19 protein-coding genes and 3 pseudogenes are annotated in these 25874 nt (G+C 32.7%); 7 read left to right on the forward strand and 15 right to left on the reverse strand.

The window, feature by feature from the left end; translation table 11 throughout:
- Positions 1-221: 221 nt before the first annotated feature.
- The 11 genes and pseudogenes from GKR88_13940 to GKR88_13990 form a co-directional block, all read right to left on the reverse strand.
- On the reverse strand, positions 222-2372 hold the full coding sequence (locus GKR88_13940; protein ID QMU65287.1) for a TonB-dependent receptor plug domain-containing protein: 2151 nt from the start codon (positions 2370-2372) through the stop codon (positions 222-224).
- Positions 2373-2387: 15 nt separating this feature from the next.
- The gene (locus tag GKR88_13945; GenBank protein ID QMU65288.1) at positions 2388-3182 is read right to left on the reverse strand and encodes a hypothetical protein; all 795 of its coding nucleotides are present in this window, start codon (positions 3180-3182) and stop codon (positions 2388-2390) included.
- On the reverse strand, positions 3179-3589 hold the full coding sequence (locus GKR88_13950) for a hypothetical protein (protein ID QMU65289.1): 411 nt from the start codon (positions 3587-3589) through the stop codon (positions 3179-3181). Before GKR88_13950 ends, GKR88_13945 begins: the two co-directional genes overlap by 4 nt.
- Positions 3590-3675: 86 nt before the next feature.
- Positions 3676-4215 carry a hypothetical protein gene (locus GKR88_13955; GenBank protein QMU65290.1) on the reverse strand — a complete coding sequence of 180 codons (540 nt, stop codon included), beginning with the start codon at positions 4213-4215 and terminating at the stop codon, positions 3676-3678.
- Between the two features lie 182 nt (positions 4216-4397).
- The gene (locus GKR88_13960) at positions 4398-5261 is read right to left on the reverse strand and encodes an ATP-binding cassette domain-containing protein (protein ID QMU65291.1); all 864 of its coding nucleotides are present in this window, start codon (positions 5259-5261) and stop codon (positions 4398-4400) included.
- Complete coding sequence (locus tag GKR88_13965; protein ID QMU65292.1) at positions 5258-6139, reverse strand: SagB/ThcOx family dehydrogenase; 882 nt, start codon at positions 6137-6139, stop codon at positions 5258-5260. The genes GKR88_13960 and GKR88_13965 overlap by 4 nt, the downstream gene beginning before the upstream one ends.
- Positions 6140-6145: 6 nt before the next feature.
- On the reverse strand, positions 6146-7438 hold the full coding sequence (locus GKR88_13970; GenBank protein ID QMU65293.1) for a hypothetical protein: 1293 nt from the start codon (positions 7436-7438) through the stop codon (positions 6146-6148).
- A complete protein-coding gene (locus GKR88_13975; protein QMU65294.1) occupies positions 7438-7968 on the reverse strand; it encodes a TOMM precursor leader peptide-binding protein in 531 nt (176 codons plus the stop codon). Before GKR88_13975 ends, GKR88_13970 begins: the two co-directional genes overlap by 1 nt.
- Before the next feature lie 142 nt (positions 7969-8110).
- Positions 8111-8398, reverse strand: coding sequence for a hypothetical protein (locus GKR88_13980; GenBank protein ID QMU65295.1), 288 nt, complete (start codon positions 8396-8398; stop codon positions 8111-8113).
- Positions 8399-8911: 513 nt separating this feature from the next.
- On the reverse strand, positions 8912-9115 hold the full coding sequence (locus GKR88_13985; protein QMU65296.1) for an HTH domain-containing protein: 204 nt from the start codon (positions 9113-9115) through the stop codon (positions 8912-8914).
- 497 nt (positions 9116-9612) lie between these two features.
- Positions 9613-9687, reverse strand: a pseudogene (locus tag GKR88_13990) (PspC domain-containing protein).
- A gap of 390 nt (positions 9688-10077) precedes the next feature.
- Here GKR88_13990 and uvrA point away from each other — a divergent pair.
- From uvrA to GKR88_14010, 4 genes are all read left to right on the forward strand, one after another.
- Positions 10078-12906, forward strand: coding sequence for an excinuclease ABC subunit UvrA (gene uvrA, locus GKR88_13995; GenBank protein ID QMU65297.1), 2829 nt, complete (start codon positions 10078-10080; stop codon positions 12904-12906).
- Between the two features lie 26 nt (positions 12907-12932).
- Complete coding sequence (locus GKR88_14000) at positions 12933-13640, forward strand: TIGR00730 family Rossman fold protein (protein QMU65298.1); 708 nt, start codon at positions 12933-12935, stop codon at positions 13638-13640.
- 114 nt (positions 13641-13754) lie between these two features.
- Positions 13755-16562: an aminopeptidase gene (locus tag GKR88_14005; protein ID QMU66725.1), complete on the forward strand. Its 2808-nt coding sequence runs from the start codon at positions 13755-13757 to the stop codon at positions 16560-16562.
- Between the two features lie 449 nt (positions 16563-17011).
- The gene (locus tag GKR88_14010) at positions 17012-19462 is read left to right on the forward strand and encodes a transketolase (protein ID QMU66726.1); all 2451 of its coding nucleotides are present in this window, start codon (positions 17012-17014) and stop codon (positions 19460-19462) included.
- 478 nt (positions 19463-19940) lie between these two features.
- Here GKR88_14010 and GKR88_14015 read toward each other — a convergent pair whose 3' ends face one another.
- Positions 19941-21077 carry an aminotransferase class V-fold PLP-dependent enzyme gene (locus GKR88_14015; GenBank protein QMU65299.1) on the reverse strand — a complete coding sequence of 379 codons (1137 nt, stop codon included), beginning with the start codon at positions 21075-21077 and terminating at the stop codon, positions 19941-19943.
- Positions 21078-21372: 295 nt separating this feature from the next.
- Positions 21373-21906 carry a DNA mismatch repair protein MutS gene (locus tag GKR88_14020; GenBank protein ID QMU65300.1) on the reverse strand — a complete coding sequence of 178 codons (534 nt, stop codon included), beginning with the start codon at positions 21904-21906 and terminating at the stop codon, positions 21373-21375.
- Between the two features lie 239 nt (positions 21907-22145).
- Here GKR88_14020 and GKR88_14025 point away from each other — a divergent pair, with 239 nt between their 5' ends.
- Positions 22146-22775, forward strand: coding sequence for a hypothetical protein (locus tag GKR88_14025; GenBank protein ID QMU65301.1), 630 nt, complete (start codon positions 22146-22148; stop codon positions 22773-22775).
- A 55-nt stretch (positions 22776-22830) separates the two neighbouring features.
- On the opposite strand, the gene ppk2 (GKR88_14030) is transcribed toward GKR88_14025, so the two are convergent.
- Both ppk2 (GKR88_14030) and ppk2 (GKR88_14035) read right to left on the reverse strand, forming a co-directional pair.
- On the reverse strand, positions 22831-23616 hold the full coding sequence (gene ppk2, locus GKR88_14030; GenBank protein ID QMU65302.1) for a polyphosphate kinase 2: 786 nt from the start codon (positions 23614-23616) through the stop codon (positions 22831-22833).
- 1 nt (position 23617) lies between these two features.
- Complete coding sequence (gene ppk2, locus GKR88_14035; protein ID QMU65303.1) at positions 23618-24481, reverse strand: polyphosphate kinase 2; 864 nt, start codon at positions 24479-24481, stop codon at positions 23618-23620.
- 194 nt (positions 24482-24675) lie between these two features.
- Here ppk2 (GKR88_14035) and GKR88_14040 point away from each other — a divergent pair.
- Together GKR88_14040 and GKR88_14045 are read left to right on the forward strand one after the other, a co-directional pair.
- Positions 24676-24837 (forward strand): annotated as a pseudogene (locus GKR88_14040) (IS4 family transposase).
- Positions 24838-24922: 85 nt separating this feature from the next.
- Positions 24923-25869, forward strand: a pseudogene (locus tag GKR88_14045) (DUF2219 family protein).
- Positions 25870-25874: the final 5 nt, after the last annotated feature.

A 25874-nucleotide genomic window follows, 5' to 3' on the forward strand; every position in this document is an offset into this window, starting at 1 on the left:
TTAGCCACCCCCGAAAATTTGAATTTCATTTTTGCGAAGTATTGATTTCACTGAAGGCTTCAGAGGGTTTTTAATTTGGAAAACTTTTTTTGAGTTCAGGAAAATCAAATTTTTAAAATACTATAAATGAGTAGATTAATCATATTTATTTTATCTAAATTAGACTTTTTTCAAAAAAACGGGGGATGCCCAATTTTTTTAAAGTCGTAAAGTAGAAATAATTAATAATTTAATTTCCAAACCATTCCAAAATAAAATGTTCTATTAGAATAGTTGTCAAAGTGTCTGAGAGAGTAATCCTTATTGTATTGTACAACTCGTTGATTTTTTTGATTGAATATATTATTTACAGAAGCATAAAAGACAAAGGAGTTATTTTTTAAAGGTAAGAATTTACTGATATTAAAATTGAAAGTTGAATAACTTTTATATCGCTCACTGTACAAATTCTCCGCAAAAACAGGTTCGTAAAATTGGATTTCAGAATGATAATTACTTCCATTTATAGGGGTATAATAACCTCCCGGTCTGCCTATATAACCCAATGCAATAGTTAAGAATTTAAGACTGGTATATTGTAAATTTGTTTTAAAAAAATAATTCAAATCATAATTTCCGGGATAAGCAGTATCGTTAATTATTTGCTCTTGATTGATAAAGGAATTAGCGAATGTAAATTTAAAATACTTTAAAAATTGTTGTTCAATAAAAAATTCTACTCCAAAAGTAGTGGCTTTATCAAAGCTTGAAAAAACGTCTCTATTTTGTTCCCCTGTTTCTTTTTTAAAATAGGCAGCTATTTTTAAAAGTGTGTTTTTATAGTCAAAATGATAATCAAACGCCAACTGAAAGCTCTTTAGTAAATTATAGGAAGTTGCAAGGGAATTTGGCACACTATAACTGTGATATTCCCCTCCACTCAGCAAAAAATAATGCTTTTCACTGGGTTTGAATTTAAAACTCGTTTGAGAACTCATATAAGATTCTTGGTTATTTGTAGGAATATTACGTCGTATCGCCGAAGAAAAACTCCATTGATTATTTAGTTTCCAAAGCATATAAACATACCCTTCTACAATAGTATTTTCAATAGTTGTTTCTCTATAAAAACTGGGAGATTCTGGCGAAATTGCATAATAATAAGTAGGGATTGTATCTTTAAAAATATGACTGTGGTGATCGTGTGAAATACCAAATTGAATATCCGTATTGTCTAAAAGAAACCATTTGTAATGGATAGCCGTAAAAATATTTTTATAATTAGCCTTGTAATTTGAATTTCCATGTTCAAAACTTGTCTTGTCAATACTTATCCCGTTATTAATTTGCCAAGTACCTTTTTTGGTGTAAAATTTTACACTATTGACAGTAAAAAAACGCTTTCTACTGTTTTCTGAATCGCCTATATAAGTAAATGTTTCTATATTTTTTCCACTAAAATCTTCATCTATAAAATAACCAAACGAGTTGAATTCTACTTTTTCACTCAAATTACTGTGAAAATTAAGTCCAAAATCTTTAGTACTGAAACTTCTTATAGCAGGCAAATATTTTTCTTGTATGCCAATATAAGCCTCTGAAAATTGATAATTTCCATATACCTGAACAAACGATTTTTTCTTTATTTGTTGATGTAACATAAAACCAGTTCCCGCTAAGCCTGTCGATAATTGTAAGCTGTTGTTTTTCAATATTCTTTTGGTTTCTATCTCTACCAAACCTGCGGAAGTATTACCAAAAGTAAGCGAAGGGTTGCTGGCGTACACATATTGTTTTTCAATAATTTCAGGATTCAAAAGACTAAAAAAACCTTGGTTTTCAAGATTGGAGGCTCGTACAGGATTGATGATCGGCACACCGTTAAAAACAACCCTTGAACGATCACCACTACTACCTCTCAGTGAAGGGTTCGCCGTTTCGTCTGTATTAGTAGAAAAAGGTTGTATGGTAATGGCTTTTAGTGGGTCGCCCTGAGCAACAGGATTAAGATATACATCTTTTAGCATATCCATTTTTACTACTGAAAACTGCTCAGAAATGGGATCCGTATATTTTATAACAATTTCTTCTAAGGTGTTTTTAGCCTCTAAAAGTGTGATTTCTAAAACTTTTTCTGTGTCAATAACATTTAATAGAATCTCTAAAGTTTGAAAACCCACATAAGAAACTACCAACGTGTCTTCTTTGTGAATTGGCAAACTAAATTTTCCATCAAAATCAGTAACTGTACCTTTTTCCGGAGCAGATTTTACATATACATTTGCAGCAAAAACAGGGCTTCCTTGCTTCTCTTTTACAATGCCTTTTAGCAGGGTTTGTGAAAAGCAATGAAAGGAAGCAAAAAGAAAAATCTTGAAAAATAGAAATCTCATCGAACCTTAAAAAAATCACTTGCCTTTCAATCTATTAGCCAACGCTTTTATATTATAAGAATTTGGATAAAGTTTTATTCCTTCTTGAAAATATTGTACGGCTTCTTTCCAACGCTCTTCTCTGATATAAAATCGAATTAAATATTCATAAGCATCGTCTTTTCCCCAGGAAGGCAAATAAGGGTTTTTAATTTTTTGATTGGGCAATGAAATCGCTTTTTTAAAATACCCCTCTGCTTTTTTACCTCCTCCATACATTTTAGGGGTAAAAAAATCATTAGACCCTAAAGCATAGTAAGCCCTTAAATTGTCAGGATCCAAAGCAATTGCCTTTTTTCCATTTTTTTTAACACTATTAGAAATAAAAATAACTTTCATCCCTTTAAACTGTATGGAAAAATTTTGTGAGGTCGCTAACAGTGCATAGTCCTCAGAATTTTTATTTTCAATACCTTTTAAAATTTCAACGCCTTTATCAATTTCTTTTTCCGCCAGTTTTTTATCTTGTTCAATGGTATAAAAAAGAGATAAATAATATTGCAAATACGATTGCCAGTATAATATCAGATTTTGTTCTTTTTTTCGATACAAATCCTCCAATTTTCCTCTGAGCACTAAAAGTTCTGCATTTTTTTTGGTTCTAATTCCTAATACAAAAGCGTCAGTTATTTTGCTTTGAATGTTTACGAGCAAAGTATCGGATACTACGGTTTTCTGTATTTGCAAGGGGTTGTTTTTAGACCTGTCCGTTACGGAAGCATTTCCCGGAAAAGAGGCTAGCAATAATGAAATCAATAATAAGCGTGTCATACTATAAAATTGTTTTTAAGGGTTATCAATACATAAATGAAAGTTATCCATATACTAAAATGAACATACCAACCAAGACCGAATGCATATTTCGTATAAACTTTTTGATAATAATTTTCATCGATGGCAATTTTTTGTTTTTCTGCAATATTTGTAACTATAGCAATGGTAAAGTCTGAAAAAAAGGGATTGGTTTCAAAAATAAGTTGAATGATAAAAGCATAAAGAAGATGCTGTAATTCAAAAAAATCGAAGGCAAAAGAAATAGAAAACAATGTTAGGGTAACTGTAATCCCTGAAAATAAATAAATAAATCTCTTTAATTTTTCTCTTGTCCATTCTACGGCTACAAAAACGTGAGGATAAGGTTTTAAACTTATTCCTATTTTTTTTATTTCTAACCTCATTATTTTGGCAGCTATTATATGCCCGATCTCGTGTAAAATGAGTAGACCGATAACGAAAAGAAATACTGATAATGCTGCTATCATTACTAGCGATTTGTTTTTATATTATGAAATATAAAATAGAATAGTACAGGAGGAATTACAAGCCAGGGCAGAAGATTCCAATAATATCCTTCATCCCTTAGAATATGTAATATTGGGTTTAAAGGCAAACTATTACCGATACCGGCAATAAAATCATTAGCACTACTCGCAGGATAAAAGGCATCACTTGTAAACAACATTATAAAATAAAATAAGTTGGTAATACCATTGGCAGATTTATATTTAATTCCTATAAAGTTAAAAACCAATCCTATAAAAGAAAAAGCAAAAAGACCGATTAAAGTACCTAGCATATAATTGGTGAATTCTACTATACTAACCCTATGATCAAACACCAATTTTGAAACAATACAAAGTAGTATAATAATAAATACCAAAGAGAGCACTCTACTTATAATCAAGCCTAAAAAGTGTAAAATAATATTAAAAGGTAACTTTCTTAAATATTTAAGTAACCCGCTGGAATAATAATCTTTTATTACAGGACCAATCGCATTTAAACCGTCACTTGCAACGGTCATTCCTATAATTCCTGACAAAAGAAAAGAAAAGAAAAGTATTCACTGTCACTCCCTCCCCAAATATTTCCAAATACCACAAAAAGCACAACGGGGAAAACAAACGTAAAAAAAACAGCGATTTTTATTCTTAAAAAAATTACAGTTTGGTAATATATAGATGAAAATAAAATTCGTAACATTTTTTATGATTTTTTAATCAAACTTATAAAATATAAATAGGCATCTTTTAAGCCTGCATTTTGAATGGAGTAGTTGCTTGTTGTTTTGCTAATTTCAGTTAGCAAATTACTGTTTTCATCATAAAAGAAATGCACTGTTTTGTCGTGAATAAAATAGTCGTAATTTTTAAACCTGTCTACTATTGTAAGATCGTTTTCTATAGCTATTTTTTTAGTTGCAGGAAGTTTCGCTATAAGTTGAGCAGGAGAAAGTGGTTTTTGCAGAATTTTACCTTGATAAATAAAACAAATTTTGTTTGCTATGGTTTCTACTTCTTTCCAATTGTGAGAAGTAAAAAAAATTGTTTTTGATTTTTCTTTTAAAGCACTCCACAATTTATCAATGATTGTGGGGTCTAAATTTGCAAAAGGCTCATCCAATACCAATAATTCGGAAGGTTTGAGAATAGACAATACCAAGCCAAATTTCTTTCTCTCTCCTTGTGATAGTTCTCGAGTTAAAGAATTTTTAATTTTTCTAAGATGAAACAAGTCATAATACTGATCTTTAATATCTTTGCTTTTTAATTTATGAATCGCACAAAAATAATTGATGATCTCATCTACTTTTAGCATTGGAAAAACAGGTAGTTGGTCATAAACAACCCCTACTTTACTAAAGTCTTTTTTTGGTTTTTCAAAAAAAGAAACATGGCCGCTATTAGGTTTTAAATCGCCTAACAAAAGGTCGATGAGCATAGATTTTCCTGAGCCATTTTCACCCAATAAGGCAAAATAGTCACCTTGTTGTACGTGAAAGCTTATGTCTTTTACTATTTCTTTTTGTTTGATATAATAACTAATATTTGAAAGTTTTATGACATTCATAATGAATCCGAAACTGTTTTTTCTTGTTTTTTACCGATGATAATAACATTGTTGATGGTTTCAAAAACACCATCTATCCCTAAAAATTCGTTGAGTTTGTCATCTAAATATCCCCCTACCCAACATGCACCAAGCTGTAAGGTTTCTGCAATAAGGCTTATATTTTGCCCAACAGCCCCGGACTCCTGCATTAAAAAGCGGTAAGCTCTTTCACCATATTTAATAGTTTGTCGTTCTATAAGTCCCGTAGTCATCACAATTGCAGAAGCATTTTGAATAGCTGTATAAGGTTCTGCCTGTATTACTTCTGAAAGTTCTTTGAGGAACAGCCCTTGTTTTATTTCTTCCAAACAGTTTATATCCGGTCGGTAATGATACAGACCTAAAGGAATATGAGATTTAAACAGCACAATATACATCTCCAGAGGATACAATCCTCCTCCGGAGGGTACATTTCGGAAACCTAAATGAGCTTCTTTGTCTAATCCTTCTATTTTTGATTTTTTGGTAACGCCATAACTATTATACAAGAGTATGCCCAATTCATTTAAAGAAATTTTGTAATCTTTTTGATAATCACGAATGCTTTTTCGTCGATGTAAAATCGTAAAAAAATCTTTTGCAGGATTTGATTTGATATACGCATTTAAATCAATTTGTACTTGCCCCGGGTAACACTTATAAGGTTGGACACATCGTTCCGTAATAAAAGGACTGGAAAACGAACCTATAATTTCTCCCTGTGTTCTAAGAGAATGAGATGTAAATTTTGAATTTTCATGATACAACATTGCCAAAGAATCTTCAATGTTATTTTTGCCGTATAAAGAGCCATCCTTCTTATCGTATTTTTCTTTAATTTTTTGTATATGCATCATTTATTTTTATGGAAATGGATGTGGATATGTGTTTAAATTTTCAAAATGATTCGATTCAAACCCCATCTTTTTTGGAACAGAATACAATCTTTCGCCTCCTGAAAAATAAAAAGAATAGCCTCCTGATAAGGGGATTAATTGAGGTACAAAAACTTTGACGCTGTAAAAACCCAATTGCCTGATATCGGGAGTTGTAACATCTTTAAACAATACATTGTACTTTTTATCTTTTAACAATGTAACAATATGTCTGATTTCTTTAACGTCGGGTCTTTTAGCTGTTTCGGAAAAATCAATTTCCTTAGTCTCTTTTGCATCTCTCCATTTGTCAAATACATGCCAAAGATCGGGTCTTAGCGTATAAAAAATGGAATGGTCTTCAAAATTTTGAATGGATCCAAAATCATTGGAAGGTCTCCATCCTTTTTTTTCTCCTAATAAATGTCTAAAATAGGGAACTGCCTGGCCTATTTCCTGAATGGCTTTTTTTAAGGCTTCTCCGTAAGTAGCCCTTGTGGCCGAACTTACGGCTACAAATTTTCCATACTCTGCCTCTCCAAAACATATTCCAAACACGGTAGGTACTTCTATATCATAACGTATATCAAAAAAGTGCCATTCATATTGACAGGGAAAAAGATTAGAAATATAGGATTGTATTTCCCGGGAGAGTTTGATTTTTTGGGGAACTAAATTTTGCATCCACGTAATGACAAAGCTATCTCGTTCAATCACTTCATACAGTCCCGTGAGTATTGCCTTATAATAATTTGTATGAGCAGCCAATCCTGTGGATGTATTTACGGTGATGTAATTTTCGTCACCCCTAAAAGGCATATAAATAAATTGTCCGGGCACCCATGTTTCTTTTCCATTGGTTAAATCATACATAGAAAACCATGTAAGCTCAATATCTTCATCGAATTTTTTTAGTTTAAAGCCATCGTCTTCAAATTGTTTGTTATGAAACAGCGCAAATTCTTTGGGATGTACGGCTAATATGTCAATATTTTTAAATGTAGTTTTTTTGCCTTTTTTAATATCGTAAAATAAAGGAGCATATCGTTCTACAATTTCCCCTATGGTTCCTAAAATGCTTTCCTCCCAGGAAGGGCTGCACCCGGATCCTCTTATATTATACTTGACTCCTAATAAGGGCTCAGTATTCGAGGGCCATACCCCGAAACCAAGTAACAAAGGGTCTAAGTTCATCGTAGGTATTTTTATCATTTGATGTAATAATCCGATTTCATCGGATATAAGATCATTTCCATTGAATAGCGTACTTAGATTGTTCATTATTTTAAGGTGACGGGTTCTAACCAAGGAGAAGCATTGTATAGCAATTCAGGTTTACAAATTTCACAAAAAGGTTTTTTTAATAACTTGTGTTTCGTTGTTTCAAAATTAATCGTATCTATTTTTAAAACCGTTTTCCATGTTACAGGCAAACTCCAAACTTCTATAAAGTTGAGCACCTCTAAAAGAGCCATATTTGCAACAATATTATTTAAAATGCTTTTATTAGAAACAGCATCAGGTTTCGATGCTATTTTATGTTTTCTTAAATATGCTTCATAGGTATTCAAATAAGAAAGGGTATCGGAATGGCTTTTTATACGGCTCATCAAACAATTGTAGCATCCCGTTTCTTTCCCATAAAACAAAGGTCCTATTTTAATAGCAGTTTCTTCTATACCCCCTATATACAACCACGGAGTATTTTTTGTTAATGCAATGCTATTTATTTCTTCCAAATGGTATGGTGACCATTGTGTTGCACCTGCAATAATAAAATCACTTTTCTCTATCATTTTTTCGATATCCATATCCTTATCTATAGGAAATACATTTACTTTTTTAAAGTGATACGATTTTGCAAGTTGCTTGATTTTATTCCCAAAAACAAGATTTCCAAAAACAGAAATAACGGTGTTGGAAACCTTATGGGTATTATATAGGAAAATGCCATCATTTCTTTTCTTTATGTAAGTTGCTAGCGTATTCTACAGGAAGTAACTCACTGTCATGAAGCGTTTTTAAAACATCTATGACTTTAGCACGATTTTTTTTAGTGGCAAGTTTATGAATAAGTGTTTGAAAAGTAATGGTATTGTCTTTTTTAAACGCTTCCGTAATGCTTACAAAAATGGCTTCCTTTTCGGCATCTTCAAACTCAAGAGCATATAAGGTATTTTTTGTTCTTAATTGGTAACAATTATTTTTAGTATCTTTTATAACATCAAAATCGAAGATCATATTTTTTTATATTTTGCTACTTTATTATTGACAAAAAAAGCTATCTGAAAAGTCTTTGCCGATGTCATATTGAGTCTTTCGATTTCGTTCAGGGCAGACTTAGCCGAAAAATCTTAATTATTTAATTATCAATAATTAAAAGATTCTTCATTTTTATTTAGAATGACACTTTTCAGACAGCCTCTTAGTCATTAAGGCATCTTAATGAATCTGAAAACAGCAGCAGCAGGAGCAGCAGCCACCAGATGCAATCAGATATCCTTTTTTGAAGGACGATTTCGATAATTTCGATATTTTCATACCATAAATATTTAAATGACAGATGATTTTTATAACGAGTACATCATATCCCCGCATGGAATGGCAAAGTAAATACTTCAAGAGGACAAATTTTGTCCCTTTGAGATATTTATCCGTTTTTTTTGAACAAGAAAATCAACTTCCCTTAGAAATCATTTTATTCAAATAATTATAAAGATTGATTATAATATGTTTCTCCCTTTTTCTCATTTTTTATTCTTCTTTAATCCAAAATTTACCGGTAACTCTACAGTATATAATTTTATACCCTTCTTCTCGTAAACAGGCAATCATTCTTTTTGCAGTTCTTTTGCTAACTTCAAACTTACCGGAGATTTGTGATAATGAAAAACATCGTCCGTTTTGTATCATTTCCAACAGATAATCCAGTTTTTGTTTTCGTTCAATAAACTTCATTTTAATGGATCAATCCGAAAACTTGTGGGATTTTAAAGATATTATTGAAAACATTTAAGTTGAGTCAATCGCAAAAGCATCATTCAATAGAGTTTAAAAACTTAATAAACAGTTATTTAATGGATATTCATTTAAAAAAAATCTGAAATGATAAAATTTTTATTCAAGTCTTCCCCACAACTTTTTTGCTTGATCCATTTTAATTACCTTATTTTAAAAAGTTAATTAAGGACTTAAGATCCCCTTATTCATTCCAATAAAGTTTTGTGGAGTGCAAAATAGAGGGCATGTTCGGTAAAGATACGATTTTTTAAAAAATCGGATGTAACGCCTCAATCAATTCATGTAATTCTCCGGGGCACTCTGTGATATCTTTCCGTCTGAGAAATATGTTGATGCTGACTAAACTACGATGTAGAACTAACTAATTAACAATTTGATTGATGAAACAAACAAGAATAAAAAACATTCAAAAAAAACTCGAAATAATCCAACAAAACCGAATTTCTTTTAGTGTATATCAAATCTTTTAGTTTTAACAAAAATGCTAAGACCAGATAGAAACTAAAAGATTTAAAGATTTAAAAATGTACTAAGGGTTCCATATTACATCCCTTTTACCTTTCTCAAAAAAATACAGTTGAAAAGTCAGAAAGTTAGAAAGTTGAAAAGTGCAAAAGTCTATATTTTAAAATTGAGATCTTTAATACCAGCTTTTTGATATATGATAGATTTTATCTATGGTACCATAAGAGAAATCTGTTATAAAATACTCTCATCAACTTATTTTAAGAGCATTCTTAATCTGTTTCTTTCAAAAAACAAATCACTGAGCAAACTTTAACCTTGGAACTTTCTAACTTTAAACTACATTAAGACATTCGTTTTCCGATGAATTGTTTCCTAATCCGAGTTAAAAATAACACAGGATTACGTACCTTTGCTTTTTTCCAAAATTTTTCATGCCGGAAGAACACAACTATATAGAAGTTTTTGGAGCCAGAGCTCATAATTTAAAGAATATTGATGTAAAAATTCCGCGCGAAAAATTAGTAGTTATTACAGGTTTAAGCGGCAGTGGAAAATCTTCTTTGGCTTTTGATACCATTTATGCCGAAGGGCAGAGGCGGTATATTGAGACTTTTTCGGCATATGCGCGTCAATTTTTAGGAGGATTGGAACGCCCTGATGTCGATAAAATCGACGGGCTTTCTCCTGTCATTTCCATAGAGCAAAAAACAACTAATAAAAGTCCTCGTTCTACCGTAGGAACCATCACGGAAATCTATGATTTTTTACGTTTATTATATGCCAGAACTGCTGAGGCTTATTCGTATAACACCGGTGAAAAAATGGTCAGCTATTCCGATGAGCAAATCAAACAGTTGATTCTTTCTGAGTTTAAAGGTAAGAAAATTGCCATCTTAGCACCATTGGTAAAATCCAGAAAAGGGCATTATAGAGAGTTATTTGAGCAAATTTCCAAGCAAGGTTTCATCCGCGTTCGGGTAGACGGTGAAATTAAAGAAATAGAAAAAGGCATGCGTTTAGATCGCTATAAAATGCACGATATTGAAGTAGTCATTGATCGAATGAAAATGGATGAAAAAACATCGAAAAGGTTGGAGGACACCATTAAAACCGCATTATATACAGGAAATAATATTTTAATGGTAGTGGATATGGATGTTGCTGATAAACCCAGGTTTTTTAGCAGGGAATTAATGTGTCCAACAACCGGAATAGCATATCCGAACCCCGAACCTAACACTTTTTCATTCAATTCACCTAAAGGAGCATGCCCTAACTGCAATGGTTTGGGAATTACGAATGAAGTAGCTATTTCAAAAGTGATTCCCGATGATACTATTTCCATAAAAAATGGCGGTATTGCTCCTCTGGGAGAGCAAAAAAATAGTTGGATATTTAAACAGTTACAACTTATTGCGGAGCGATATCATTTCAAATTAAGCGAAGCTATTAGAGACATACCCGGGGAAGCTATGGATGTCATTTTGAACGGAGGTAATGAGAAGTTTACTATTCAGTCAAAAGCTGCAGGTGTGCATAGGAATTATGAAATAGATTTTGAAGGTATCATCTCATTTATTCACAATCAATTTAAGAATACCGAAAGTACCTCTATCAGACGTTGGGCAAAAAACTTTATGGATGAAATTTCCTGTGCCGTATGTGAAGGAAAGCGACTACAGAAAGAAAGCTTACATTTCAAAATTCTGGGGAAAGATATTTCACAATTAGCTCAGTTTGATATTCATGAATTAGCAGTTTGGTTTCAGAAAATAGATACCAAACTTTCGAAAAAACAAATGGCCATTGCTTCCGAAATTCTAAAAGAAATTCGTACCAGGGTTCAGTTTCTGTTAGATGTCGGCCTGGATTATTTGACTTTAGACAGAACTTCCAAATCTTTATCAGGCGGGGAAGCACAACGTATCCGTTTAGCTACACAAATAGGATCTCAATTGGTTGGTGTATTATATATTTTGGATGAACCAAGTATAGGCTTACACCAAAGAGACAATCAAAAGCTTATTCATTCCTTGATAAAATTAAGAGATATTGGAAACTCTGTCTTAGTAGTGGAACATGATCAGGACATGATTGAGCACGCTGATTTTGTATTAGACATTGGGCCCGGTGCCGGTAAGCATGGAGGAGAAATAGTGAGCGAAGGTACTTTTGACAATTTAAAAAAACAAAGCACCTTAACTGCTGATTACTTGACAAAAAAAAGGCAAATTCTCATTCCAAAAAAGCGAAGGGAAGGAAATGGGAAATGTATTGAACTCTCGGGAGCTACAGGAAATAATTTAAAAAATGTGTCGGTATCATTTCCTTTGGGAAAAATGATTTGTGTAACAGGCGTATCGGGAAGTGGAAAATCAACATTAATCAATGAGACACTATACCCTATTTTAAATGCACATATTTACAGAGGAGTCAAAAAGCCCATGCCTTATAAAAAAATATCCGGTATAACATCTATTGATAAAGTAATTGATATTGATCAATCTACTATTGGGAGGAGTCCACGCTCTAACCCGGCAACCTATACAGGCGTTTTTAGTGAAATACGAAGCTTGTTTGCCAAAACTCCGGAAGCAGCCATTAGGGGTTATAAACCCGGTCGTTTTTCTTTTAATGTAACGGGGGGCATATGCGAAACCTGCCAGGGAGGTGGAGTAAGAATTATTGAAATGAGCTTTTTACCGGACGTACATGTAGTGTGTGAAACATGCCAGGGGAAACGGTTTAATCGTGAAACATTGGAAATTCGTTATAAGGGAAAATCTATTTCCGATGTATTAGATATGACAATTGATGATGCGGTAGCTTTTTTTAAAAAACTTCCGAGAATATATAAAAAATTAAAAACCATACAAAATGTTGGTTTGGGTTATATTACATTGGGTCAGCAATCTACCACTTTATCAGGAGGCGAAGCGCAGAGGATTAAACTAGCTTCCGAGCTTTCCAAAAGAGATACGGGAAATACTTTTTATATTTTGGATGAACCTACCACAGGTCTTCACTTTGATGATATCAGAGTGTTAATGGAAGTATTAAATACATTGACCGACAAAGGAAACACCATTCTTATTATAGAACATAATTTGGATGTTATCAAATTGGCCGATCATATCATTGATATGGGTATGGAAGGCGGAAAAAAAGGAGGGCAGGTTTTGTGTACCGGTACTCCGGAAGAAATGATCAAACACAAAACCAGTTATACGGCAAAGTTCCTTAGAAAAGAACTAATTTAGTAATCATATAAACACTATGAAATATCATGATAAATGAAGACAGAAAAATAAGAGAAAAGTTACAGCAGAAAACGTGGAATGAAATTAAAACCAACGATTCCTGGGCCATTTTTAAAATCATGTCCGAATTTGTTGACGGTTATGAAAAATTAAGCAAAATAGGCCCCTGTGTTTCTATTTTTGGATCTGCAAGGACAAAAACCGAAGATAGCTATTATAAGCTGGCAGAAAAGATTGCGTATAAGTTAACGCAAAACGGTTACGGAGTCATTACCGGCGGAGGGCCCGGAATAATGGAAGCAGGAAATAAAGGAGCTTATAGAGGAAAGGGTACTTCCGTAGGTTTAAATATCGAATTACCTTTTGAACAACACGATAATCCCTGGATTGACAGTGATAAAAACCTGGAATTCGATTACTTCTTTGTTCGTAAAGTAATGTTTGTCAAATATTCGCAAGGATTTATTGTAATGCCCGGAGGTTTTGGAACCTTAGACGAGTTGTTTGAAGCAATCACCTTAATCCAGACCGATAAAATTGGCCGTTTTCCCATTATTTTAGTGGGCTCGGGTTTTTGGAGCGGACTCATTGACTGGATTAAAAATACACTACTTAGTAAAAGAAATATCAGTGATAAAGATTTAAAACTATTTAGAATTGTCGATACTGCTGACGAAGCGATAACACATCTGAATAAATTCTATGCTAAGTACAGCCTAAAACCCAATTTCTAAATATGTTCTTTTTAAAACCTGTACAGAAATCAATTATACTACAGTCAGTATTTGTTTGTGTACTTCAAATACAACAAATGTCTATCAATTTCTTATAAAAAATATGTGAAAAGCATTCTTAACATATTTAAAACAGGTAGCTTTTTTTTACTTTCTTTTGCTGTAAATGCACAAGAGAATAAAATAAACGTCAAAGCTTCATTAGATACTGAAAAAGATATTTTGAGAATACAGCAGTACATGGTATTCCATAATAAGACACAAACAAAATTAAACGAAATCTTTCTTCATAATTGGGCCAATAGTTATAAAAATAACAAAACAAGGCTGTCCAAACGTTTTATAGAAGACTATAAGAAGAATCTATATTTTGCCAAAGAAAAAGACAGAGGGTCTACAAAGATTTCAAACCTATCTGTCAATTATGAAGTAGCCGATTTTCAAGAGCTTACAGAGCAGATTGATGTCTTAAAAATAACATTAAAAAAAACCTTGTTGCCCAGAGATTCTATTATCATTACCGCTTCTTATGATATTAAAATTCCAAATGCAAAATTTACGGGATACGGAAAAACCGAAGGAGGATATCATCTTCGGTTTTGGTATCTGAATCCCGCTGTTTATGATGAAGAATGGAAGGTCATGAGCAATTTAAATATGGATGATCTGTACTCGGATATTTCAGATTTTCAAATTGAAATTGATATTCCGGACACCTATACATTGGAAAGTAATTTATATCAATACGTAACTCAAAAAGATAGTCTAAAAACCTATTTTTTAATTGGAAAAAAGAAAACCAATATCATTTTAAATATTGACAAGGAAGCAAATTTTAAATCCTTTAAAACAAAGGCTGTTCATGTAAAAACAGATATTGTTAATGAAAGCATCGATCATAAAACGGGAGTATCTATATTGGATAGGGCGCTATTATTTATTGAAAAGTACCTAGGAAAATACCCTCATAAAGAGTTATTTGTAGACAAAATTACTCAAAGAAAAAACCCGATATACGGATTGAATCAGTTGCCAAAATTTGTACGTCCGTTTTCCGATGTTTTTAAGTGGGATATTGCCATGTTTAAGGCTATCAGTAAAAAATATATAGAAAACACTTTATTGCTGAATACCAGAACCGATTACTGGCTGACAGACGGTATACAGTATTACCTGATGATGGAGTATGTAGAAAAATATTATCCGGAATTAAATTTACTGGGAAATCTTTCAAAGGTTTGGGGTATTCGCAGTTTTAATTTTTCCAAATTAAAATTCAATGACAAATACCCTTTTACGTATGAGTTTAGTGCCAGGAAGTTTTTAGATCAATCTCTTACTACCAGGGCAGACTCTCTCTCAAACTTCAATAGAAAAATAGTAAGCAAATACAAAGCCGGTTTGGGATTACGCTATTTGGAAGATTTTTTGGAGGAAAATGTAGTAAAAAATGCGATACAAGAATTTTATATCAACAATCACTTAAAAATCACTACCAATAATGCTTTCGCAAATATTGTTGCCGGCAAAACAAAAAAAGATATTCGTTGGTTTTTCGGAGATTATATTAAAACGAATAAAAAAATAGATTATACCATTAAAAAAGCAACCCCTGTTGGAGATTCAATTGATGTAACTATCAAAAACAAAAGAAATATTACGGCTCCAATTGCCTTATATGGAATCAAAAATAAAAAAGTAATCTTTAAAAAGTGGTATACAAATATTGATAGTATAAGAACGGTGAGAATTGCCAAAGGAAATTTTGATCGCTTATCATTAAATTATGAGAATACATATCCCGAGTATAATACCATAGACAATTCTAAAAACCTTAAAAAAGGCTTATTTAATAAGCCGCTTAAATTAACCTTCATAAAAGACATCAATGACCCGTATTATCATCAATTATTTTATCAACCTGATTTGAGATATAATTTATATGACGGGCTTTTAATAGGTTTAAAATTACATAATAGACCCATATTGACCAGAAACCTGGAATTTAGCCTTACACCGTCATACGGTACGGAAAGTAAATCATTAACAGGAACTTTTTTTACACGTTATTATCAATATTTTGAAGACACAAGTATCAATAAAATTCTTTATTCCGTAAGCGGAAGTCGCCTACACTATGCACGAGATCTGGCATATACATCTTTTAACCAAAGCATACAAGTTGAATTTAAAAGAAAAACATTGAGAGATGCCGGAGGGCGTTTTTTATCCGCCAGATTATTTAATGTGGACAAAGAAGTTGCTCCGGGCATAATCAAAACAGATCAGGACAAGTATAGTATTTTTACCTTGAGTTATTTTTATAACAGACCGGATATTATCAAAGGATTTCGATACATTCTAAGTACAGAGTTTGGAGGAAAGTTTTCCAAAGTATCTGCGGATATTCGCTACAGAAGTCTGACCGACAGAAATACACAACTTGATTTTAGAGTATATATCGGCGCATTTTTAAATAATAATACTAAGGGTAATTATTTTAGCTTTGGATTAGACAGGGCAAATGATTACTTATTCCAATTAAACTATATAGGGAGATCAGAAAATTCAGGTATTTTTAGCCAACAGTTTATTGCAACGGAAGGGGGATTTAAATCCGTACTCCCTGTAAGATTTGCTAATGAATATATGGTTTCTTTTAATTCTAATATAGGTCTATGGAGATGGCTGGAAATATATAATGATGTTGCTTTTCTAAAGAATCGAAACAATGCTATTTATTTTGCTTATGAAAATGGAATCCGGTTAAATTTTATTCATAATATTTTTGAGTTGTATTTTCCCTTGTACTCAAATAACGGCTGGGAGATAGGACAAGATGCGTATTCGAAGAAAATACGATTTGTACTGACCGTAAATCCAATAGCTATTTTTAACTTTATCAGAAGAGGTTTTTTATAAAGTTCGTATTCAATTAACTGTTTTTATGGTTTTTATTGAATTATATTCAATAATCTCATCAATTTTTAAATTTCAGAGACCTTTGCAGTGATATATTGCGTATTTGAATTGATTTGACTTCAAATTTCTTCCTTCTCGAAAATTTTATACCAAAATGAATATTAAAGTGGTCTAAAGATTGTGTGAGGAAAATTTCAAAATTCGAGTTAAAAAACACAGGCATAGCCTTAGTTACGCCGAGTATTTTTAGCGATGAAATTTGGAATTTTCATAGCAAGATTGGACTATTTTAGTATTCTTTTTGGTATTAAATCCTCAAAACCAACAGGTTATTCCGGTTGAAAATTTTCTTCGGGTGTCGAACTTTTTTGTCAAATCAATTCTGCAAAGATCTCTTTCATTTAAAAAAACTATCTTTGCAAGATATCATACCATTTATCAGACACACTATGTTGACTACTGCCGAGCCAAGTACCGAAGAGCTTTCTTTTAAAGATTTTAAAAACGAAGTTTTACGAGATTATAAGATTGCTCGTATCAGCAGAGAGTGCAGTTTGTTGGGTCGTAGAGAGGTTTTAACCGGTAAAGCCAAATTCGGAATTTTTGGAGACGGAAAAGAAGTTCCCCAATTGGCCTTGGCAAAAGCCTTTAAAAATGGTGATTTTAGATCGGGCTACTATAGAGATCAGACATTTATGATGGCAATAGGAGAATTAGATCCGCAACAGTTTTTTGCGGGTTTATATGCACATACTGATATCGATATAGAGCCTATGTCTGCCGGCCGTCAAATGGGAGGGCATTTTGCTACTCATAGCTTACATGAAGATGGGAACTGGAAAAATTTAACTGTTCAGAGAAATTCAAGTTCAGATATTTCTCCGACCGCTGCTCAAATGCCCAGACTTCTGGGATTGGCACAAGCTTCAAAAGTTTTTAGAAATGTAGATCTCTTAAAAAAAAACACTGATTTTTCTATTAATGGAAATGAAATAGCCTGGGGGACGATTGGGAATGCAAGCACAAGCGAAGGCCTGTTTTTTGAGACTATCAATGCAGCCGGTGTCATGCAGGTTCCAATGGTCATTAGTATTTGGGATGATGTATATGGAATCTCGGTACATGCAAAACACCAAACCACTAAAGAAAGTATTTCCGAAATCTTAAAAGGTTTTCAGAAAGAAAATAACACCAATGGTTATGAAATATTTGTGGTAAACGGGTGGGACTATGTGCAGTTAATCAATGTATATAATAAAGTGTCCAAAATAGCAAGAGAACAGCATGTTCCTGTTTTGATTCACGTTAAAGAGCTGACACAACCTCAAGGGCATTCTACCTCCGGATCTCACGAACGTTATAAAAGTTCCGAAAGATTACAATGGGAGCAAAATTTTGACTGTATCGCCAAAATGCGTCAATGGATTTTGGAATTTGAGTTAGAAAATAACCAGGGCGATGTTCTAAAATTTGTATCATCCGAAGAAGACTTAGTAGCCATCGAAAAAGAAGCTAAAAAAGAAGTAGCTATGGCAAAAAGAAATGCATGGAATGCTTTCCTGAATGAAATCAAATCAGACAGGAACACACTATCTGAATTAATTGATAAAATTGCTACAAAAAGTAGTAATGCTACCTCTATCTTAAAACTAAAAAATGACTTAAACGCTATTGTAGAACCCATTCGAAAAGACGTCCTCAGTACGGCCAGAAAAGTGATACGCTATATCAAAGATGAAAATTTTACAGAAAAAACAGCATTACAACATTTCATCAAATCCTATTTAAAGGATGCAGCGTTTAAATATTCATCTCATCTAATAAGTGAAACTGAAAAAAGTGCTTTACACATACCTGAAATAAAAGCCGAATATCCCGAAGAAGAAAATTTTACAGATGCCAGAATAATTATGCGTGATAATTTCGATGCACTTTTAAAAAAGTACTCTGAAGTACTAATCTTTGGAGAGGATGTAGGATATATTGGAGATGTAAACCAGGGTTTGGAAGGATTACAGAAAAAATACGGTAGATTTAGAGTTTTTGATACCGGAATTCGCGAAGCTACCATTATTGGGCAGGGAATCGGAATGGCCATGCGAGGCTTAAGGCCCATTGCGGAAATTCAATATTTAGACTATCTTATGTATGCATTACAAATCATAAGTGATGATTTGGCAACAGTACGTTACAGAACTTTCGGAAAACAAAAAGCACCCTTAATTATCAGAACTCGCGGGCATAGATTGGAGGGCATCTGGCATTCCGGATCTCCCATGGGGGGCATTATTCATAACGTCAGAGGCATTCATGTACTCGTACCAAGAAACATGACCAAAGCAGCGGGATTTTACAATACCTTACTACAATCAGACGACCCTGCATTGATCATAGAATGCTTAAACGGATACCGGTTAAAAGAACGATTACCTGTAAACTTAGGTGAATTTACAACACCCGTTGGAGTTGTGGAAACCATCAAAGAGGGAAAAGATATGACCATTATCTCTTATGGTTCTACTTTACGAATAGTAGAAGAAGCTACTAAAGATTTGGAGCAGGTAGACATTGATGTGGAAATCATTGACATACAAAGTTTATTACCTTTTGATATACAACATGATACTGTAAAATCCATCGAAAAAACAAATCGTTTATTAATAGTAGACGAAGACGTTCCCGGAGGGGCTTCGGCATATTTATTACAGGAAATTGTAGAAAAACAAAACGGATATCAATATCTGGACAGCAAACCTGCTACTCTAACGGCTAAAGCGCACAGGCCGGCATACGGAAGTGACGGTGATTATTTTTCCAAACCTTCCGCAGAAGATATCTTTGAAAAAGTATATGAAATGATGCATGAAACTGACCCGATTAAATTTAAGCATTTATATTAATACTGTTTCAAGTTAGAAAGTTTCAAGTTAGAAAGTTTCAAGTTCCAGGTTTGAGCATTGAGCAGATCTAAATAAGGTTGTTTTACATTTGTAACTTATCGTCATAAAATAACCATACTAATATCCTTATTAAGATATAGAAATCATCTTGAATTATCAAATTTAAGCAAGAATTAAAGATTTTGTGTCCGGGTGAAGACTTTTTTGAGTTGCATAGCAGGGCTACGGAACAAGAAAAAGACAAAATATGGGCGCAAAAGATAAATTTAAAGCAAATTTTCAGAACTTAAAATGAGTTCATAAGTTAAGTCACGGTATTTTCATAAAAATAATTTTCACTTATTTAATCTGGATTTGACGTGATTTTTGTAACAAAAATTAATCACATAGGATGTAATATCAAATTCAGTATGATAATTTGAGCCAAAAAAATGATGTTTTTTTCATCTAAAAATTTTTTATGAAAATGCCGTGTAAGTTAAATTATCAATTCTTTTAACTTCTTAATGGTGTAATCCAATTCTTCCTTAGTAGTATCTCTGCTAAAAGAAAAACGAATAGCTGTTTTGAGTTTATCTTCTTCATTTAACAATTCGTTTAAAACATGAGATCCTGCATGGCTTCCACTCTGACAGGCACTACCTCCGGAAACAGCTATTCCGTGTAAGTCCAAACTAAATAACAGCATATCATCTGTAAACGGGAAAAGTACATTTAAAATGGTACAACTGCTCTTGGTGATATTGCCTGAGCATCCGTTAAATGTTATATCGGGAGGCAGTGCTTTTAGTTCAGTTATAAAATATTGCTTTAAAGTATTCAGATATATTTCATCTTTTTTCATGGAATCACAAGATAGTTCCAGTGCTTTTTCCATACCTGCAATAGCATGTACATTTTCCGTACCGGATCTTACTCCTTTTTCCTGATTCCCTCCATGCAATATTGGCTTTATGCCATATCCTTTTTTAAAATAAGCAAAACCAACTCCTTTTGGACCGTTAAATTTATGAGCACTGGCAGCAATAAAATCCACAGGTGTTTTTTGCAAATCAATAGCATAATGACCTATTGCCTGTACTGTGTCCGAATGAAACAATGCTTTGTATTTTTGACATAATGCAGCTACTTTATTTATAGGTAATACATTTCCTATTTCATTATTTATATATAACAGGCTTACCATGGTTTTTTTACCTGAAGTTTTTAGTTTCTCTTCCAAATCTTCCAAATGAATACTACCATCAGCGTGTATATCGATATATTCAACAATAATTCCAAATTCTTTTTTTAAGAACAGTACCGTATGTAAAACCGCATGGTGCTCAATTTTAGAAGTAACGATTCGCTGTACATCCAAATTAGTAACAGCATTGTGTAAAATCAGATTATCTGCTTCCGTTCCTCCGGCAGTAAAAATAATTTCACCGGCCGTTACATTAAAATGACTTGCTATATTTTTTCTTGCTACTTCTACTACAGCTCTTGCTTTTCTGCCAAATTGGTGTGTGGAGGAAGGGTTGCCGAAAACAATTTGCATTGATTCGGTCATTACCTTAATAACTTCCTTGTTTACAGGTGTTGTCGCAGCATTATCCAAATATACTTTTAACATAAAGCAAAGGTAAACATTATATAAATTATGAATTTTAAATTTATGATTATGAATTTTTACTTCTTCAATACCAACTGCTTACATTTAATTTTTGTGAAATTAACTTTAGGTCCATTATAATTTACGAGCTTGTACATTGAACTCGTTTAGACTTTTGAATTTGCTAAAAAATTGCTGTTTTCTGTTCTGTTTTTGTCTTTTTTTCCTTCCGTAGCAATGCTATGCAACTCAAAAAAGCTTTCAACAGAGCTAAAAACTTCTAATTTTCACTTAAACCCAAAAAGTCTAAACGAGTTCATTGACAGATAACTACCTCAGTAGCTCCCCATCCGTATTTTTGATAAGAAGCATCATCATATGTTACGGGATATTTATCCAGTAAGTGCCTCAATTCGGTTTTAAGAACTCTCTCTCCTACTCCATGAATAAAAATAATTTTAGAAACTTTTTTTCGTATGGCGCTATCTAATTTGGCTTTGGCAGTGTTTAGCTGAAACATGAGCATATCAAAATTATCCATTCGTTGAGTTGTTTTTTTTAATTGATGCATGTGCAAATCAACTTCTATAACGGTTTGAGACTTTACTGCTTTAAGAGTATTTTTTTTGATGGTATGGTTGTCTTTATCAGACAGAAAAGTGCTATCGTTATCATTAAATTTTGATAACTCGTATCGGTTTCTCCGAATGCTTATTAATTCGGAAGCATTATAAAAATAGGTCATGCCATCCAAACCTTTGATTTCAACAGTATTTTTATCAATAGCCATAACGGTACCTTTTAAGGTATCATCTAAAACAGCAACTGTATCGCCAATTTTAAAGTGCATTTAACTTTTATTTAATTTTAGATTAATAATTTAATACCATTTATCACTTGAAATTATCGTAAAAGAAAATGCTCTTTTTTCCTTTCTTGTTCGCCATAAAAAGAAACCGTAACGAAAGCTATACTTTATTTTTCTGACTCCAATAAAGAAAAAAATCATCATTTTCTTTTACGATAATTTCAAATAATAACTGGTATAATACACTACTTTACAGTATTTTCGCTACAAAAATAATAATAATGATAACAGTTGAACCGCCCCATACAAAAGAATTCTTTGAAAGGTCTTTTGAAAGTGCTAAAATAACTGAAGATAGAAAAAGCAGTTTAATGCAAATAGCTGAAGTTGTTATTAATAGATATAAGATTGATAAAACCGTAAACTTGAATTTTATCTGCACATATAATTCCAGAAGAAGTCAGTTTGGCCAAGCCTGGAGTTATTTTGCATCTCATTATTTTAATGTAAACATCCATTCTTTCTCAGGTGGGACAGAAATTACGGCTTTTCATGCAAATACTGTTGAAGCACTACAAAAAGCCGGTTTCATTTTTAAGTTAATCCATTTTTCACATCGAAACCCGGTATATGATATTCGATTTGAGGGAGCAGAGAAGGGTATTTCAGGGTTCTCAAAAATGTATCATGACAAAATCAATAAAAAACCGTTTATAGCCATCACTACCTGTAATAGTGCTGATGCGGAGTGTTCTTTTATTCCGGAAGCAATACAGAGGTTTCATTTACCGTATACAGATCCAAAATTTTCTGACAATACCGAAAAACAGGGTAAAACATATTTAAAAACAAGCAGACAGGTGGCAGCCGAGATGTTTTATTTCTTTTCTGCGATTAAAATAGCTGTGTAAAATTTGGTAAGGAGAATTTATTGAAAATAGCTGTTTCAAAGATAAAACCGACAGGCTAAACTTCTATATTTTTATCGTAGGGAATGCTTTTTAAGATATGGTTGATTGCATTAATCCTGGCCGTTGTTTTCCTATTGGCTCGTATGACTTTCCACGGAGTAATTTGGGTATTTGTTTTTGTAAACATGGCTCTTTTATAGGTTGTATAGTCATCCCATAATTCCTGGGCGCGCCTATCCACATCTGTCATTTTCCACTGTTTTAGAGGGTCTTTTTTAATTTCATCGAATCTTTTAAATTGTTCTTTTTTTGAAATAGACATATAGATTTTTACCAAGTAAATCTCTGATTCCAAAATCATTCTTTCAAAATCATTTACCTGATTCATAAAAATATGATATTGTTCCTGGGTACAAAAATGATTCACAGGTTCTACAACAGCTCTGTTATACCAACTTCTATTGAAAAAAACCATTTCTCCAGCTTTTGGCAATTGATTTATATAGCGTTGAAAATACCATTGCGATTGTTCGTCTTCCGTAGGTTTGGGTAAGGCAACAATTCTAATATGTCTAGGGTTAATCCTCTCTGTAATTCTTCTGATGGCTCCTCCTTTTCCCGCAGCATCTCTTCCTTCAAATACAATGACTATTTTTTTATTTTCCCGAATCGCCCAATTTTGAACTTTAATAATTTCCAATTGGAGTTTCTTTAATTTCTTTTCATAGTTTATATATCTAATGGCTCTTTCATAGTTTAGTTGTTCCCTGGATAAAAGCGCAACCAATCCTTTCATAGCATTTAATTTATTTATTTCCGATGTTTTCAATTCCAAATTCATCTCAGCTAGGTTTAAAAGAAGACCTGTAATATCTCATCACTGTGTTAGGATCAGGAGTTAAGGTAGTTAGTACTTCCTCCTTGCCTTTATATTCGAAACTGGAAAGTACGTGTCTCATAGTTTCAAGCCTTGCTACTTTTTTATTATTTGATTTAATAATGGTCCAAGGGCTATAACTGGTATGTGTTTTACTGAACATTTCATTTTTATAATGCGTATATACGTCCCATAACTCCTGTCCTTTTCTGTCTACCGGGCTAAACTTCCATCTTTTTAGAGGGTTTGCATTTCTTCTGTCAAACCTTCCGGATTGCTCTTCTTTGGAAATAGACAGCCAGAACTTTATGATGATCATCCCGTCTTCATATAGCATATGCTCAAATTCAGGTACTTGTACCATAAATTCTTTGTACTCTTTTTTGGTACAAAATCCCATTACTGGCTCTACAACTGCTCTGTTATACCAACTTCTGTCAAAAAAAACAATTTCTCCCGGATTGGGTAACTCTTTAATATAACGCTGAAAATACCACTGTCCTTTTTCTACATTAGTAGGTTTGTTTAGTGCTACTAATCGGGAGGATCTGGGGTTTAAGTGTTCCATAAACCTTCTGATGCTTCCTCCTTTTCCCGCAGCATCTCTTCCTTCAAAAATAACAGCAACCCGTTTATTATTTTTTAAGACCCATTGCTGCAATTTTACTAATTCAATTTGTAATAATCTCAATTCTTCATTATATATTAATGTCTCTTCTACTTTCTGAAAAGGAATTTTTTTCTGTTTAATAATAGCAATTAGCTCGGCTTTCGTTGTTGCATTATTAAAATCTTCCAGAAGTAATTGAGGTTCTGTTTCTATATTCATTTGTCTCACACTGATTATGAACTCTAAAATAATATCTTTTTTTTAATCGTATTGTTTAACATTTAATTTTAGTACAAATTTTTAGTACATGACAAAAATATAATTCATTGAATATCAATAAATTAAATATTAAATTATTAGAATAAAGCATTGATTTTCATTATATTAGAAGAATAACGTCAATCATTTTTCTAATGGAGAAAACCAATGCTATCACTAAAAGTAGTGAATTAAATTCAGTTTTAAGCTCTCATTTTCAAGGCAAGATCAATTTGGCAAGAATCAAACTCATATCACATTTCATTATTGCTCTTTGCAAGGTGCAGACCGTTACATTTGAAAAGTTAGCCAGTGCTGTTAAACCCTGTAAATCAAAACAATATAAACCTGACTAAATTTTTGTCATGTACTTAGATACAAATTATATATTTGCTACGTCTTATGAATATTAGGTATACATTCTTTTTTTTCTTTATCTCTATTACTTCTTTAGCACAATATCAGTATGGTAAGGAATTTAGTTTTGTTAATGATAATGACCTGTTTACTTCCATATCCAAAGATCGGTATTATACAAATGGGGTGTTTTTTACTTATAGATATCTGGCAAAAAACAAAAACGAATTACTGAAAAAAAAATATACGAATGGCAGTTAGGGCATTTGATATTTACGCCTCATAAGTCAATTGTTCAAGACATATCAGAACACGATAGGCCATTTGCTGCTTATTTGTATGCCGGTTTGGGAGTAAAAAAGGTATATGCATCTCAGCAGATTTTAAAAATAGCATTGCAATTAGGAGTTATTGGCCCTTTGGCATTAGGAAAAGACTTACAAAATCTTATTCACGATATATATAATTTCACTCCTTCTGTTGGTTGGAAATATCAGATAAAAAATGCCCTGGGAGTGAATCTGAGCGGGCATTATACAAAACAATTAATTCCTTCGGGAGCTAATTATTTTGATGTTAGCTGGATGAACTCATTAAGAGTAGGTACGGTTTTTACAGATGCTACTTCCGGATTTTATGGCAGATTGGGTTTTAACAAGCTTCAAAAAATATCCAATTCCATTGCTTATAATACTCACTTAAATAATAATACTACCAAATCGGTCAACGAAGTTGAATCTATGCTCTATTATAAAATGACTGTAACGTATGCGTTATACGATGCTACCATACAAGGAAGTTTTTTAAATACAACAAGCCCTGTTACCTACACGGTGAACCCTTTTCGTTTTGATTTTGAAATAGGTTTTCTATTTACACTTCGCAGGATAAATTTAGGATATGCTTACCACTTTCATACCAGTAAATTAGAAAACTTAAGATTCCCCAATGGCAACTCTTACGGCAGTATCAGAATCCAGTATCTTTTTTAGGAAAT

It is taken from the genome of Flavobacteriaceae bacterium (assembly GCA_014075215.1).
GTDB lineage: Bacteria > Bacteroidota > Bacteroidia > Flavobacteriales > Flavobacteriaceae > Polaribacter.